Here is a 14,172-nt window from a genome sequence, read left to right as displayed (position 1 = left end):
GTATGAAAGTAGAAGAAGTAAAGAAATCTCTAAGAGGATCAATCGCTCCGATCATCACCCCTTTTCATGAAGATGAATCGCTAGATCTTGAAACACTTAAAAGTTTGATAGACTGGCACATCCAGTCTGGAAGTCATGGTATCTCTGTTACCGGAACGACAGGAGAACCTTCATCGCTGACATTAAAAGAACGAGAGCTTGTAATGGAAACAGCGATCAAAGCGGTAAACAAGCGCGTACCTATCGTTCCGGGAACTGGATCGACCAATCATCAAGAATCTCTTCATTTAACAAAATTAGCTCAAGAAATGGGAGCGGATGCCGCTATGGTCATCGTCCCTTACTACAATAAGCCCTCACAACACGCACTTTACAAACATTTTAAACTCATCGCAGATTCAGTAGACATCCCATTAATCATTTATAACATTCCAGGCAGAACAGCCGTAAATTTGGAAGTGAAGACGCTAGCACGACTTAATGAAGACTGTCCAAACATTATCGGAGTAAAGGAATCTAATAAAGACTTTGAACACATCAACCGTGTACTTTTAAACTGTGGACGTGACTTTTTGCTGTATTCAGGAATAGAGTTGCTTTGCTATCCGATGCTTGCCATTGGTGGGGCAGGATACATATCTGCAACAGCAAACGTATTGCCGTCTAAAGTGGCAGAAGTATACAACGCATGGGATTCTGGAAATGTTGAAGAAGCATTAAAGCTTCATTATGATTTGATGCCTTTAAATGACGTTCTTTTTAAAGATACGAATCCAGCTCCACTAAAAGCCGCGTTAGGTATGATGGGCAAGATCAACCCAACATTAAGGTTGCCGATGGACTTGCCGGCAGATTCTCTGCAAAAAGAAATAAGAGCTGTACTTGCTGATTATGGGTTAGTAGAAAAAATAGGGAGTGAAGTATAAATGAAGCATGCTCGCGTTATTTTTGAAGGAAGAGAACAAAAAGGAACGGTAGTGGACGATGTAATCACTTTTTCATCAGGGAAATCAGCTAAGGTGAGCGAGATCAAAACGTGGCTACCTCCCTTTACGCCAAATAAAATGATCGGGCTAGCACTTAATTATGCTGACCATGCAGATGAGCTGGGGCTTGAAAAACCAGCTGAGCCTGTACTTTTTATAAAGCCAAATTCATCGTTAGTAGGTCACAAAGGGCAAGTGTTCTATCCAGATGGCGCAACTTATATGCACTATGAAAATGAACTAGCCGTCGTCATCGGTAAAGAGGGAAGAAATATTAAAGCCGAACACGCGATGGATTTTGTAAGCGGTTACACCATTGCGAACGATGTAACAGTCCGTGATTTTGTGAACAACTGGTACCGTCCCCCAGTACGCGCAAAAGGGCATGACACGTTTGGTCCGATGGGTCCGTTTTATGTGGATGCAGAAGATATTCCGGATGTTACAAACCTTGAACTTCGCACATACGTCAACGGTGAGTTAAGACAGCAAGGAAACACAAAAGATTTGATGTATTCAATCCCTGAAATCATTGAGTTTGTTTCTTCATTCATGACACTTGAACCAAATGATGTGATCTGGACCGGTACACCAAAAGGAATATCGCATATTCATCCTGGTGATGTGGTCAGGCTTGAGATAGACTACTTAGGTTCTTTAGAGAATACGATCGTTGATGGACGTACAGAAAAGGTGCCAACTGGAGGGAAGGATCATGAAGCCGGAAATTAAGGAAATGATTCAGCACTATATTAACGGACAGTTTGTCTCAGGGCATAAAGGGGACTACTTTGTTAACGTCAATCCTTATACGAACGAAAAGATCAATACGGTAAGTGAAGGAACGAAAGAAGACATTAATGCAACTGCAAAAGCGGCAAAGGCTGCTTTTAAACAAGGTCCTTGGGGAAAGATGAAGCAGGAAAAGCGTCTTCAATACATCTATAAGATTGCAGATCTAATTGATCGCGATGTAGAAGAGATTGCACTGTTAGAATCCTATGATACGGGACTTCCTATAGCTCAAACACGAAAGATGGTAGGACGTGCAGCGGATAACTTTAGATTTTATGCGGAGATGGTAAAGAACCGTATGTCTGGTGAAGCTTATCATGTGGATGATGAGTTCATGAACTATACGATTCAAAAGCCTGTAGGTGTGGCAGGACTCATTACACCATGGAATGCGCCATTCATGCTCGAGACATGGAAAATCGCACCTGCACTTGCGACAGGAAACACGGTCATTCTAAAACCAGCTGAATGGTCACCATTAACAGCTAATAAACTAGCAGAGCTTGTGGATGAAGCTGGACTACCAGCAGGCGTCTTTAACGTCGTTCATGGCTTTGGTGAAACAGCGGGTGCATCGCTTGTTGCACATGATGATGTGCAGCTTATCTCGTTTACCGGAGAGACGAAGACAGGTTCCGAGATTATGAGAAACGGTGCTGCTTCATTGAAACGCTTTTCTATGGAACTTGGCGGAAAGTCACCGATCATCGTATTTGATGACTGTGACTTTGAGCGTGCGCTAGACGCTTGTGTATGGGGCATCTTCTCTTTTAACGGAGAAAGGTGTACAGCAAATTCTCGTTTGTTTCTTCAAGAATCAATTAAAGATGAGTTTGTGGCTCGTTTAAAGGAGAGGGTGGATAACATTATCGTTGGGGATCCATCTGATCCAGATACGGAAGTTGGCCCACTCATCCATACGGAACACTATGAAAATGTGAAAAGATATTTACAGATTGCAAAAAACGAAGGTGCAGAAGTATACACACAAGCACTCTCTGAATCTCACAAAAAAGGGAATTTTGTAGCTCCGACACTTTTATTAAACGTAAAAAATGATATGACGGTGGCGCAAGAAGAAATATTCGGTCCTGTTTTATCTGTGATGACGTTTAAAGATGAAAAAGAAGTGATCGAATACGCAAATGATATTAAGTACGGTCTCGCAGGCTATGTGTGGACAAACGACATGAAAAGGGGTCTCCGTGTCGCAAATGCCGTTGAAGCTGGTATGCTCTGGGTGAATTCACAGAACGTACGTGATCTTCGTATTCCGTTTGGTGGCTCAAAAAATTCGGGTATCGGCCGTGAAGGCGGACACTATGCGTTTGAGTTTTACACCGAGATGAAAGTGGTGCATGTTGCACTTGCTGATCATCACATTCAGCAGTTCGGAAAGAAAAAACAGTCGCTTCAAACTGAAGCGAAACATTAGGAGGGATTTCTTTGCCTGCACGCACGGGGGAACAATATATTCAAGGGATTTCAAAGGCTAAGAATAACGTTTGGATTCATGGTGAGAAAGTAGATGATGTTCCTTCTCATCCGGCATTTCGAAACATTGTAAGGTCCATTGCTAACCTATATGACCTCCAGCACGAAAAAGCAGACAAGATGCTCTATACCTCTGAACAGACGGGTGATAAAGTAGGTCTTTCCTTTATTGCACCCAAAACGGTGGACGATCTCATCCGCCGTCGTGAGATGATTTCGGAATGGGCAGGCTACACAGGCGGAATGATGGGGCGTACGCCAGATTACTTAAACACGAGTGTTATGGCGTTCGGTACGTCAGGTAACTTTTTTGCCCAAAACGATCCAATGTTCGCAGAAAACGCAAGAAAGTATTATGACTATTGCCGCGAAAATGACATCAGCCTAACGCATACGCTGATCCATCCGCAAACGAACCGATCAAAAAAGCAGTCTGAGCAAAAAGATCCTTATTTATCTGCTCGTATCGTTGAAAAGAACAAGGACGGCATTGTAGTAAAAGGGGCAAGGTTGCTGGCAACACTCGGTGGGGTAACAGATGAGATCGTTGTGTTCCCATCAACGCTGAACAAAGCTTCTTCTGAAGATGATCCGTATGCGATGGCTTTTGCTATCCCTAACAATACAGAAGGCTTAAAGTTCTTATGTCGCGAATCGTTTGATACGGGACGAAGCCAATGGGATCATCCGCTAAGCTCTCGGTTCGAAGAGAGTGATGCAATCGTTGTTTTTGATAATGTACTCGTACCGTGGGATCGCGTTTTCGTAAGTGGCAGCTCTGATATTTGTAACCGAACGTACGTCGAGACTAACGCGATCGTTCATATGGCACATCAAGTAATCGCGAAGAATACGGTAAAAACTGAATTTGTACTCGGTGTCATCTTAAACATGATGGAATCGATTGGCATTGATGTGTTTCCGCATGTTAAAGAGAAAGCATCTGAAGTGATGCTGATTCTCGAAACGATGCGCTCTCACCTTTACCGTGCAGAGCATAACGCTTCTATTGATAAATACGGAAATATGACACCAGACTTTGCACCGCTGAATGCAGCCCGTAACTGGTACCCGAAAATGTATCAGCGCATTGTTGAAATCGTGAAAATTCTTGGGGCATCAGGTTTGATGGGGATTCCGACAGAAGCGGATTTTAATGCAGACGATATCGGTGAACTTGTTCATCGTTATACACAAGGAGCCAACATTGATGGTTATGAGCGCACCCAATTGTTCCGCTTGGCATGGGACATTTCCATCAGTACGTTCGGCGGCCGCCAAGCTCTTTATGAGTATTACTTCTTTGGAGATCCGGCGCGTATGTCGAACATTTATTATGATCAATTTAATAAAGAGCCTTATAAAGCAATGGTAAAGGATTTTCTAGAGCGCGTGAATTCCAAAAGCCATAACTACAGTAGTGTATAGGAGGAGTCGTCATGGATTTTAACATTATACGAATCGCGCGTGTTGTCATGAACGTCACCGATCTCCATGCTTCCCGTGATTTTTATGTGAATGCCCTAGGTTTTATCGAAACGGCTGCTACTTCAGAATGGATGGCATTACGCGGACTAGAAGAACACTCCCATCACAGTCTTTTGTTGAAAAAAGCAGATAAGCCTGGCGTTCATGTCGTAAGCTACAAAGTGTGGGAAGACAGTCACTTGAATGAGCTGGAATCCTTGTTTAAAGGAAAAGGTGCCAAAGTACTGTGGAAAGATGCAGATCCTGCCGTTGGAATCGGTAAAACGTTATGTGTAGAGGACCCTTCTGGAATACCGCTAGAGTTTTTTGTGGAGATGGAAAGTGTTGAGCGGTGCATCCAAAAGTATGATCTGTACCGTGGTGCACGTATTCAGCGTATCGATCACATCAACTGCATGGTTCCAGATGTGGAAGGGGCTGTAAAGTTTTATACAGATGAACTCGGATTTAGAGTTTCAGAATATACAGCAACCGAAGACGACCGAACATGGGCCGCGTGGCTTCACCGAAAACCAACGGTACATGATGTTGCATTTATGAACGGAGAAGGTCCTCGTCTTCATCACGTTGGTTTTTGGTTATCTGATCCGATGAGTTTGATCCATTGCTGTGACGTGATGGCAAGCATGGGTTATGCAGATAACATTGAGCGCGGGCCAGGACGTCACGGCTTATCGAACGCATTCTTTTTATACGTGCGTGATCCTGATGGAAATAGAATAGAACTATACAATGGGGATTATCTGACAAGTGATCCTGACTTTAAACCGATCAAGTGGGACATTAACGATCCAAGACGTCAGACGTTTTGGGGACATAAAGCTCCTGACAGCTGGTTTAATGAGGCGACTTCCTTTTTGAGTCTTGAAAAAGGAGAGCCCGTAGAGCTAAAAGGTCCGACATTAGCCCAGCGTAAGCCTGATTTTGTGACTTGATATTAGGTTTAGTATAGATAAGTGAAATAATTAAAGCCGGCTCTGCTTTTAATTTGCAGGAGCCGGCATTTTTTGTTTGTAGGAGCATTCGCGCTCGTCCAGCGGCATGATATGCAAGCTGGATGAGCGATTCTCAAGATTTATGAGCGATTCTCAGAATTTGTGAGCGATTCTCAAGATTTATGAGCGATTCTCAGGATTTGTGAGCGATTCACAAGACTTGTGAGCGATTCAACTCATTCTTCATATAAGATAGTCCGCTCTCGGTCAGTCGTGTTCCTTGTCGCCCTTTTGCTTTCACGATGAATCCTTTCTGCTCCATGAGATCTAAACGTAATCTGACTTGAGCTTCAGTAAGCTTAACGCCTTCTAATTCCAAATCCTTCAGTAAGCCCTTCCTGCTGGATGCTTTACCAGAAACGTGGTTGCGATAGATGCAGCTCATAATAGCAGCTTCCTCGTTTGGTGCGATAAGTGGGGGCAATTTCTCTGAGGTGGCAGAAACCTCACTAAATGCCTCAGCTGCAAAAGTCGTCTCATCACTTTTTATCCTCATCACTTCCTGAGGGAGATCGTTAACCTTAATCTTTTCTTCATCGCAAACAGCGAGCATATAGTCAATGGCATTCTTTAATTCTCTAATATTACCCGTCCAAGAACGATTTATTAAATGGCCAACGACTTCGTTCTCCACTTTTATTTTTTTAGTAGAACGCATCTCTAAAAAATGATTTAGTAAAAGTGGAATATCGCCTTTCCGCTCACGGAGTGCTGGGATTTTTAAGTAAAGAACATTCAGCCGGTGATATAGATCTTCACGGAACAGTCCTTTTCTTATGTCAGATGCCAGATCCTTGTTAGTAGCTGAAATAACTCTGACATCTATAGGGAGTACTCGTGTTCCACCGACTCTTCGTAATTCTTTTTCCTGTAGAACCCGCAAAAGGCGCGTTTGAAGTTTTACGCTAATGTCGCCAATTTCGTCCAGAAAAATAGTACCGCCTTCTGCTTGTTCAAAGAGACCCTGTTTACCTCCTTTTTTAGCACCTGTAAACGCGCCTTCTTCATATCCGAAGAGTTCACTCTCTAATAAATCCTCAGAAAGGGCAGAACAGTTTACTGCTAGAAAGGGACCGTTTCTTCTGCCGGATTCGTTATGAATGGCACTTGCAAAGAGTTCTTTGCCCGTTCCGCTCTCGCCTTGTAAAAGGAGGGAAAGATCTGTTGCAGCCAGTTTCTTTGCAATGTTTTTTGCTCGAACTATTGCCTCTGAGTCTCCGATGATATCATGGAAAAAATACTTTCCGATATAGCCTTTTCGCTTTAGTTCATATCGGGCTGCTTTTTCCATTGATATTGTAGTACTCGTGTTCTTAAATGTGGCAATCATCGTGTTTTCAGCTGTCAATGCAAACCGGTGAACCATAACATTCGTATCATTGATCGTAAAAAATTGATCAGATTGTTCACTCGCAGTATCTGTTAAAAAGTTCAGCAGCTCTTTATCTTTAATAATTTGTTTAATATGTTTTCCGACAGCTTGTTTGGAGTCGGTTAAAAATATGTGTTTCAATTCCTCGTTAAATACGGTGATCATTCCCGTATGATCAAATGATAAGATTCCATCATTAACACCATTTAAAACTTTGTCCAAGTGTTCGTTAAATTGAAGAGCCTTTTGATTAGCATGTGTAAGTTTCTTGGATAACTGAATAATTTTTTCTGTAAATCTTTCAGAAATACCTGTTGCCCGGTCATCTAAGACACCAAGTTCGCTCAAGATCTCTGTTATTGTAGTAATGTCGATCAGGCGTACGCCGATATTAATGATTCTCTTAACCTCTTTCGGCACTAGATGCATTTCCCCGGGTGTGACAGCGATATCTGCATGTTGGTAGGAAGATATTCCAGGATAGTAGGGAAGGTAGTTTAAGTGATTGATTCCTAGATGAATGAGTGTTTGTACGGACTGTTCTACCGTTTGAGGAAAATCGTTTACGTACATAACATCTGTACCTTCCGGCAGCTGTAAAAGCTGATTCAGATATTCATAGTTGACGGTTCGTCTTGCTGTAATCACTCTACATGAGTTATCCAAACAATGAGCTACCTCACGTTTTATAAGATAAGATGATAGAATTACGACTTCGTTTTCTAATCGTGTAGGAAGCATTTCTTCAGAAGAATAGCTCTTAATATGAAAATAATCGCCTAATATGGATTGAAGCTGATGGGATAGTGCAATGCGTGTTTCCTTTGTACCTGCTAAAAGAACAATCTCTTTTTTTGTCTCCATCATACGCACCTTCTTTAATGGTCTTTTTTAGGATGTTAATTGGTTATAAAACTATTATCTAATAACTAGCCAATTAATAAAACAAAATATTTAAAAACCTTTAACAAAGGAGACTAAATGTTGGCACAATTCTTGCATTTATATAATGTGAACTTAGAAAAGGGGGAAGAAAAGTGGATAAAAAGAAAAGAAGGTTTGAGATGCCTGATACGTTCGTTATCGTATTCTTTGTCGTAGCCTTGATGGCACTATTAACGTATATCATACCGGCAGGACAGTTTGAAACGAAAGAAACAACTTATACGCAAGGTGGAGAAGAGCAGACTAAAACAGTTTTAGTTCCTGACAGCTTTTCCTATGTAAAAGGGGAAGACGGTGAGCCAGCTACTAAAGGTGTCAGCCTGTTTGAAGAAGGCGGCGGTGCAGGGTTCTTAAACTATATCTTTGAAGGTTTAGTTACTGGGGATAAGTGGGGATCTGCTGTTGGGGTTGTTGCGTTTATCCTTATTATAGGTGGCGCATTCGGAATTATTATGAAGACGCGTGCGATAGAAGATAGTATTTTAAAGATGATTGACCGTACAAAAGGAAAAGAAGTCCTTATTATTCCTATTATGTTCTTATTATTCTCTTTAGGCGGAGCGGTTTTTGGAATGGGTGAAGAAGCCATTGCGTTTGCAATGATTCTTGTGCCAGTTGTAATTGCGCTTGGTTATGATGCGATTACAGCGGTTATGATTACGTATGTTGCCACACAGATCGGATTTGCAACATCATGGATGAATCCATTTGGTGTAGCGATTGCACAAGGAATTGCGGGAGTTCCAGTATTGTCTGGTGCACCTTTCCGTATTGGTATGTGGGCATTCTTTACATTAGTGGGTATTGTTTATACATGGATCTATGCTTCTAGAATTAGAAAAGATCCTAAACGTTCATTATCTTATGAGTCCGATGCATACTTCCGAGAAGATTTTAAACAAACGGACATTAAAGCGAGCTTTGGAATTGGACATATTCTTATTCTTTTAACAATAGTAGCAGGGGTAATCTGGATTGTATGGGGCGTTGTTGAAAGAGCATACTACATTCCTGAAATCGCAACTCAATTTTTCACAATCGGTTTAGTTGCGGGTATAATTGGAGTAATCTTCAAATTAAATAACATGACAGTTAACGGTATATCTGATGGTTTCAAACAAGGAGCTAGAGATATTCTTCCTGCAGCCCTCATTGTTGGTATGGCAAAAGGGGTAATTATCATGTTAGGTGGAGACAACCCGGCCGAGCCTTCCGTATTAAACACAATGCTTAATGCAGCAGGTGGCCTAGTTTCAGATGTACCAGTAGCCGTTTCAGCATGGATCATGTATGTATTCCAAGCCGTGTTTAACTTCTTTATCGTTTCAGGTTCAGGTCAAGCCGCTCTTACTATGCCGTTAATGTCTCCGCTTGCTGACATGGCAGGCGTTACGAGACAAGAAGCAGTACTTGCGTTTCAGCTTGGTGACGGATTTACAAACATGATCGTACCGACTTCCGGGGCATTGATGGGAACATTGGGTGCGGCACGTATCGAGTGGTCCAAATGGTTCAAATTCCAGATCAAGTTTCAACTATTATTGTTTATTTTAGCTTCTATTGTAATCGTTACAGCAGTACTCATTGGTTTTAAATAATCTATATTTTTTTAAAAATAAAGGAATGATTTACATGTTTACTCTCATAAAAGGCGGTGAGGTGTACGCGCCTCATTATCTCGGAAAAAAAGATATCCTACTAGCTGCCGGAAAGATAGCCAGCATCTCAGAAAATATTGAATGGCCGGCACCTGCTCTTGATATCCATATCATTGATGCAACAGGTAAAATAGTGGCACCAGGTTTTATTGATGGACATGTTCATATTACTGGCGGTGGAGGAGAAGGCGGATATAAAACGAGAACCCCTGAGATCTATCTGTCAGATGTTACGAAAGCGGGTGTGACAACGATTGTTGGAGTGATTGGTACGGACGGGATAGCCAGGACGATGACTTCTTTGATCGCAAAAGCAAAAGCGCTAAAAGAAGAAGGAATCTCGTGCTTTGTACACACCGGTTCCTATCAAGTTCCTGTTAAAACGTTAACAGGGAATATTGAAACTGACATCATGATGGTTGATGAGATCATCGGTGTAGGTGAAATTGCTATTTCTGACCATCGTTCCAGCCAGCCGTTAGCATCTGAGCTGGCAAGGCTGGCGTCACAAGCAAGAGTTGCAGGTATGCTTTCAGGAAAAGCAGGTGTTGTGAACATTCACCTTGGCGATAGCAAACGGATGTTGTCTTTAATTAAAGAAGTAGTTGATACCACCGATCTGCCTCTGTCTCAATTTTATCCTACGCATATTAACCGAAATTCTTACTTGTTTGAAGCTGGTATCGAATTTGCGAAAAAAGGCGGTATCGTAGATTTCACAACAAGTACGACGAAGCAATTTTTAGAAGAAGGCGAAGTTAAATGCTCAATTGGGCTTAAAAGAATGTTAGATGCAGGAGTGGCAATCGAGCAAATAACGTTCACATCAGACGCACAAGGAAGTTTGCCTGCATTTAATGAATTTGGAGAATTTACGGGCTTGCGTATCGGCAGAGTGAACTCGCTGTTCGGCGAAGTGCGGGATGCTGTTCAAACAGAAGGAGTTCCACTTCATGAGGCATTGCAGACAATCACTTCTAATCCTGCCCGCGTTTTAAAGCTTAATCAAAAAGGAAGACTGCAAGAAGGACTGGATGCTGATCTTGTTATGCTTAATGAAGATCTCAGCATTGATTCAGTTATTGCGAATGGGCAAGTGATGGTTCGAGAGGGAGAAGCTGTAATCAAAGGAACGTTTGAAGAGTAAAGGAAGCGACCGTAACGCTTCCTTTTTCACTTTCAACTTATGAAATATATGGTAAAATAGGGATCATACATAATTCTCTTAAAAGGTGGCGATCAAGTGGCAAAACAAGAAATTCCAACAACGTTAAGTCCAGAATTGTTTGAACACCTGCAAGGCGAACAACTTGTCCTCCTAGGGACAGTTGACGCAGAAACGAAAGCTCCATCTGTTAACGCGATCTCATGGGTAAAGAGTTTATCAAAAGAGAAGATTCGATTTACGGTGACGAACAATTCACGCATCGTAACAAACATTAAAGATAATCCACAAGTGGTACTTACGGTAGTAGGACTTGAAACTGTGTATTCAATTAATGGAAAAGCAAATATCCTGCAGGAAACAATGGAAGGCGTACCATTAAAGCTTGCGAAGATCGAAGTGGATATTGACCATGTGTTTGAGAGTATGTTCTGGGGTGCGAAGATCGTCCAAGAACCTGTATATGAAAAGACGTATAATGAAAAGAAAGCAAAAGAGCTAGATGTCCAAGTGTATGACGCTCTTATGAAATAAAGCTGACTTTTTTACAACTAGAAGAAACGTACAAACCGTCAAAACATTATGTTGTGGCGGTTTTTTGTTTATTTTAGATTGTGCTACAACATGGTGTCATATGAAAAAGGGGGAAATCAAATGCCTATCATATACCGATCGTTTCTCTTAGCAGGGCTTTTTTCTATCTTGGTGGGAATCGTACAGATTACGAGTCTTGTGGAAATGAAAGCCGATGGTCTGAATGTTTTGGGGTATCCTCTTCTTTTATGGGGTATTGTCGCATTCCTATGTGCATTAAATCGTTTTGCTATTGTGTGGATACACAAACTTTTGGCTGCAGCAGGGGCATTACTACATGGAACGGTAGTTATGTATAGTCTTTTGTTTCCGTTCGATGCTGAGGTAAAGGGAATGCATTTTATCAGTTTCCTGTTACCTTTAATGTCTTTCGTCTCAGTATGTTGCTGCGGGTTTATTCTAGGACAAAAAAGGTATAAAACACATTCGAAAACGATCAGCAAATAGTGAACTTTTTTTAGTTTATGATAAAATTAGATGATTAACTCCTTGTTTTTCCTAAAGTCGGTTTTAAACAAGTTAACTGTGGCAACGATGAGGGTATGAGGAAGAAAAGGGTGAACGATGGATGGACTGGCGAAACTGGGAACGCTATTTTACGGAAAAAAACATATTAGAACTGCTTGACCAATACAAAGATTTAGGTTTCTTGCCAGGGATATTGCTACCTATGCTTGAATCATTTCTGCCGATCCTTCCGCTTTTTATTTTTGTAGCGGGAAATGCAGCGGCATACGGATTTTGGTTAGGATTTCTTTATTCGTGGATTGGGGTTTGCGTTGGTTCTATCATTGTGTTCTTATTAGTGCGGCGATATGGCCAAAAGCGTTTTTTGAATTTTTTAAACAGACATACAAACACAACACGAATGCTTGGATGGGTAGAGAGGCATGGTTTCGGTATGCTTTTTCTCATCTATTGTTTTCCGTTTACTCCATCCGCTCTAGTTAACGTAGTAGGCGGATTATCGCGAATTAATATTAAAACCTTTCTGCTAGCATTAACTCTCGGTAAATTGGTGATGATCGCGATCGTTTCATTTATCGGATACGACTTTATTGATGTGTTGAAGAGCCCCTTGAAACTTGGGATGATTGCTTTTGGCATATTTGTATTGTGGCTAGGTGGAAAAATAGTTGAATCAAGACTTAAAGAATCAGAGCATCGGGCGTGATAAAACGCCAGGTGCTTTTTTACTTTCACGAAGATCTTTTTCCTTGAATATAGTTAAAAAAGAGGAAGGGAGACTTTGTATTGATTAAGATCAAGTCACAAAAGCAGATTGAAAAGATGCATGAAGCGGGAAGGCTGCTTGCTTCATGTCACAGAGAATTAAGCAAGCTTGTTATACCTGGAACAACAACATTTAAAATTGATCAGTTTGTTGAAAGTTTTTTAACAGCTCACGGAGCAAAAGCTGCTCAAAAAGGATATATGGGGTATCCTTTTGCGACATGTGCTTCTGTAAATGATGAAGTATGTCACGGGCTTCCAAATAAAAATGCGTTAAGAGACGGAGATATCGTAACGATTGATTTTGTTGTGAATTTAAATGGATGGCTGGCTGATTCCGCTTGGTCATATGAAGTAGGAAAGGTTTCTAAAAAGTCTCGTGCTTTGTTGGAAACAACTAAACAAGCTCTATATAAGGGGATAGAACAAGCTCGGGTTGGTAATCGTATAGGTGATATCGGTCATGCGATTCAATCTTATGCGGAGAATAAGGGCTATTCGATTGTTCGAGAGTTTATTGGGCATGGTATAGGTCGCTCCATACACGAAGAGCCTCAAGTTCACCATGTTGGAGAGCGTAACACAGGAATCACTTTAAAAGAGGGTATGGTCATAACCATTGAACCTATACTCAATGGAGGGCGGCCGCACGTTAGTTTATTGGAGGATGGTTGGACCGCCGTCACTTATGATGGAAGTCTTTCAGCACAATATGAACATACTGTTGCCATTACAAAAGAGGGACCAATTATTTTAACAGAACAAGCTTAAAATAAACATTGCCGCATATTCTTTAAAGAAGAGCGGTATTTTTTTTTGCTCTTAAGGTTATTTTTTTAAAGTAACTTGACATAGACAAGTTACTAATTGTAATATACTAACATAAAGTAAGTTAAATTCACGAAGAGAAAGAGGGATAGGGATGTTATCATTAGGATTACTGATTATTCGATTAGTAGTAGGTCTAGCATTAGCAGCACATGGAGCTCAGAAGTTGTTTGGGTGGTTCGGCGGTTATGGATTAAAAGGAACTGGAGGCTGGATGGAATCTATCGGTATTAAACCAGGCTATACGATGGCTCTATTAGCAGGTCTGGCTGAATTTGGCGGAGGACTTTTGTTTGCCGCAGGTTTGTTCACCGAAATTGGTGCTGTGCTGATCGCTGGAACGATGCTTGTGGCTGCAGTTAAAGTTCACTTGCAGAACGGGTTCTGGGTAACGGCGAACGGCTATGAGTTTAACCTAGTCTTAATCGCAGTAGTGATAGGAGTCGCCTTAACAGGTGCAGGAGATTATTCTTTGGATCACCTTTGGTTAAAATAGAACTGAATACAGAACAAAAATGACGAAACCACTTTATGCTAAGTGGTTTTTTCTTTTGCCTAAGTAATTAAGATCAGAAGAAAAGATTCAATACGATACCATAGTCACAGTTAGAAAAATCAC

Annotated in this window: 13 protein-coding genes; 12 read left to right on the top strand and 1 reads right to left on the bottom strand. The window is 41.3% G+C overall.

What is annotated here, in order from left to right; all coding sequences use genetic code 11:
* Positions 1-2: 2 nt before the first annotated feature.
* The 5 genes from hpaI to hpaD are packed head-to-tail and all read left to right on the top strand — an operon-like array spanning position 3 to position 5,698.
* The gene (gene hpaI, locus FS458_RS13435; RefSeq protein WP_144701294.1) at positions 3-926 is read left to right on the top strand and encodes a 2,4-dihydroxyhept-2-ene-1,7-dioic acid aldolase; all 924 of its coding nucleotides are present in this window, start codon (positions 3-5) and stop codon (positions 924-926) included.
* Complete coding sequence (locus FS458_RS13430) at positions 927-1,718, top strand: fumarylacetoacetate hydrolase family protein (protein WP_144701292.1); 792 nt, start codon at positions 927-929, stop codon at positions 1,716-1,718.
* On the top strand, positions 1,702-3,216 hold the full coding sequence (hpaE, locus tag FS458_RS13425; protein ID WP_144701289.1) for a 5-carboxymethyl-2-hydroxymuconate semialdehyde dehydrogenase: 1,515 nt from the start codon (positions 1,702-1,704) through the stop codon (positions 3,214-3,216). The genes FS458_RS13430 and hpaE overlap by 17 nt, the downstream gene beginning before the upstream one ends.
* An 11-nt stretch (positions 3,217-3,227) precedes the next feature.
* Positions 3,228-4,703, top strand: coding sequence for a 4-hydroxyphenylacetate 3-monooxygenase, oxygenase component (hpaB, locus tag FS458_RS13420; RefSeq protein ID WP_144701287.1), 1,476 nt, complete (start codon positions 3,228-3,230; stop codon positions 4,701-4,703).
* An 11-nt stretch (positions 4,704-4,714) separates the two neighbouring features.
* A complete protein-coding gene (hpaD, locus tag FS458_RS13415) occupies positions 4,715-5,698 on the top strand; it encodes a 3,4-dihydroxyphenylacetate 2,3-dioxygenase (RefSeq protein WP_144701285.1) in 984 nt (327 codons plus the stop codon).
* 211 nt (positions 5,699-5,909) lie between these two features.
* On the opposite strand, the gene FS458_RS13410 is transcribed toward hpaD, so the two are convergent.
* Entirely contained in the window at positions 5,910-7,997 is a 2,088-nt protein-coding gene (locus FS458_RS13410; protein ID WP_260858622.1) for a sigma 54-interacting transcriptional regulator, read from the bottom strand.
* Positions 7,998-8,167: 170 nt separating this feature from the next.
* Here FS458_RS13410 and yfcC point away from each other — a divergent pair, with 170 nt between their 5' ends.
* The 7 genes from yfcC (at position 8,168) to FS458_RS13375 (ending at position 14,049) form a co-directional block, all read left to right on the top strand.
* The gene (gene yfcC, locus FS458_RS13405; RefSeq protein WP_144701283.1) at positions 8,168-9,673 is read left to right on the top strand and encodes a putative basic amino acid antiporter YfcC; all 1,506 of its coding nucleotides are present in this window, start codon (positions 8,168-8,170) and stop codon (positions 9,671-9,673) included.
* Positions 9,674-9,707: 34 nt separating this feature from the next.
* Positions 9,708-10,880: a beta-aspartyl-peptidase gene (gene iadA, locus FS458_RS13400; RefSeq protein WP_144701281.1), complete on the top strand. Its 1,173-nt coding sequence runs from the start codon at positions 9,708-9,710 to the stop codon at positions 10,878-10,880.
* 96 nt (positions 10,881-10,976) lie between these two features.
* Complete coding sequence (locus tag FS458_RS13395; RefSeq protein WP_260858621.1) at positions 10,977-11,432, top strand: pyridoxamine 5'-phosphate oxidase family protein; 456 nt, start codon at positions 10,977-10,979, stop codon at positions 11,430-11,432.
* A 120-nt stretch (positions 11,433-11,552) separates the two neighbouring features.
* Complete coding sequence (locus FS458_RS13390; protein ID WP_144701279.1) at positions 11,553-11,939, top strand: hypothetical protein; 387 nt, start codon at positions 11,553-11,555, stop codon at positions 11,937-11,939.
* Between the two features lie 121 nt (positions 11,940-12,060).
* Positions 12,061-12,666, top strand: a complete 606-nt coding sequence (locus FS458_RS13385; RefSeq protein ID WP_144701277.1) for a TVP38/TMEM64 family protein — start codon at positions 12,061-12,063, stop codon at positions 12,664-12,666.
* Positions 12,667-12,746: 80 nt separating this feature from the next.
* Positions 12,747-13,496, top strand: coding sequence for a type I methionyl aminopeptidase (gene map / locus FS458_RS13380; RefSeq protein ID WP_144701275.1), 750 nt, complete (start codon positions 12,747-12,749; stop codon positions 13,494-13,496).
* Between the two features lie 151 nt (positions 13,497-13,647).
* Complete coding sequence (locus FS458_RS13375) at positions 13,648-14,049, top strand: DoxX family protein (RefSeq protein ID WP_144701273.1); 402 nt, start codon at positions 13,648-13,650, stop codon at positions 14,047-14,049.
* The last annotated feature ends 123 nt before the right edge of the window (positions 14,050-14,172 follow it).

The sequence above is a fragment of the Fictibacillus phosphorivorans genome (genome assembly GCF_007673525.1).
GTDB classification, from domain to species: domain Bacteria; phylum Bacillota; class Bacilli; order Bacillales; family Fictibacillaceae; genus Fictibacillus; species Fictibacillus phosphorivorans_C.
Note: the sequence above shows the minus strand (reverse complement) of the source record. Positions and strands in the feature narration are given on the sequence as shown.

What these genes read in the sequence shown, in the direction of transcription:
- FS458_RS13410 (WP_260858622.1), bottom strand. Translation starts at nt 7,997, where the DNA reads ATGATGGAGACAAAAAAAGAGATTGTTCTTTTAGCAGGTACAAAGGAA.
- hpaD (WP_144701285.1), top strand. Translation starts at nt 4,715, where the DNA reads ATGGATTTTAACATTATACGAATCGCGCGTGTTGTCATGAACGTCACC.
- FS458_RS13430 (WP_144701292.1), top strand. Translation starts at nt 927, where the DNA reads ATGAAGCATGCTCGCGTTATTTTTGAAGGAAGAGAACAAAAAGGAACG.
- FS458_RS13375 (WP_144701273.1), top strand. Translation starts at nt 13,648, where the DNA reads ATGTTATCATTAGGATTACTGATTATTCGATTAGTAGTAGGTCTAGCA.
- hpaI (WP_144701294.1), top strand. Translation starts at nt 3, where the DNA reads ATGAAAGTAGAAGAAGTAAAGAAATCTCTAAGAGGATCAATCGCTCCG.
- FS458_RS13385 (WP_144701277.1), top strand. Translation starts at nt 12,061, where the DNA reads ATGGACTGGCGAAACTGGGAACGCTATTTTACGGAAAAAAACATATTA.
- iadA (WP_144701281.1), top strand. Translation starts at nt 9,708, where the DNA reads ATGTTTACTCTCATAAAAGGCGGTGAGGTGTACGCGCCTCATTATCTC.
- FS458_RS13390 (WP_144701279.1), top strand. Translation starts at nt 11,553, where the DNA reads ATGCCTATCATATACCGATCGTTTCTCTTAGCAGGGCTTTTTTCTATC.
- hpaE (WP_144701289.1), top strand. Translation starts at nt 1,702, where the DNA reads ATGAAGCCGGAAATTAAGGAAATGATTCAGCACTATATTAACGGACAG.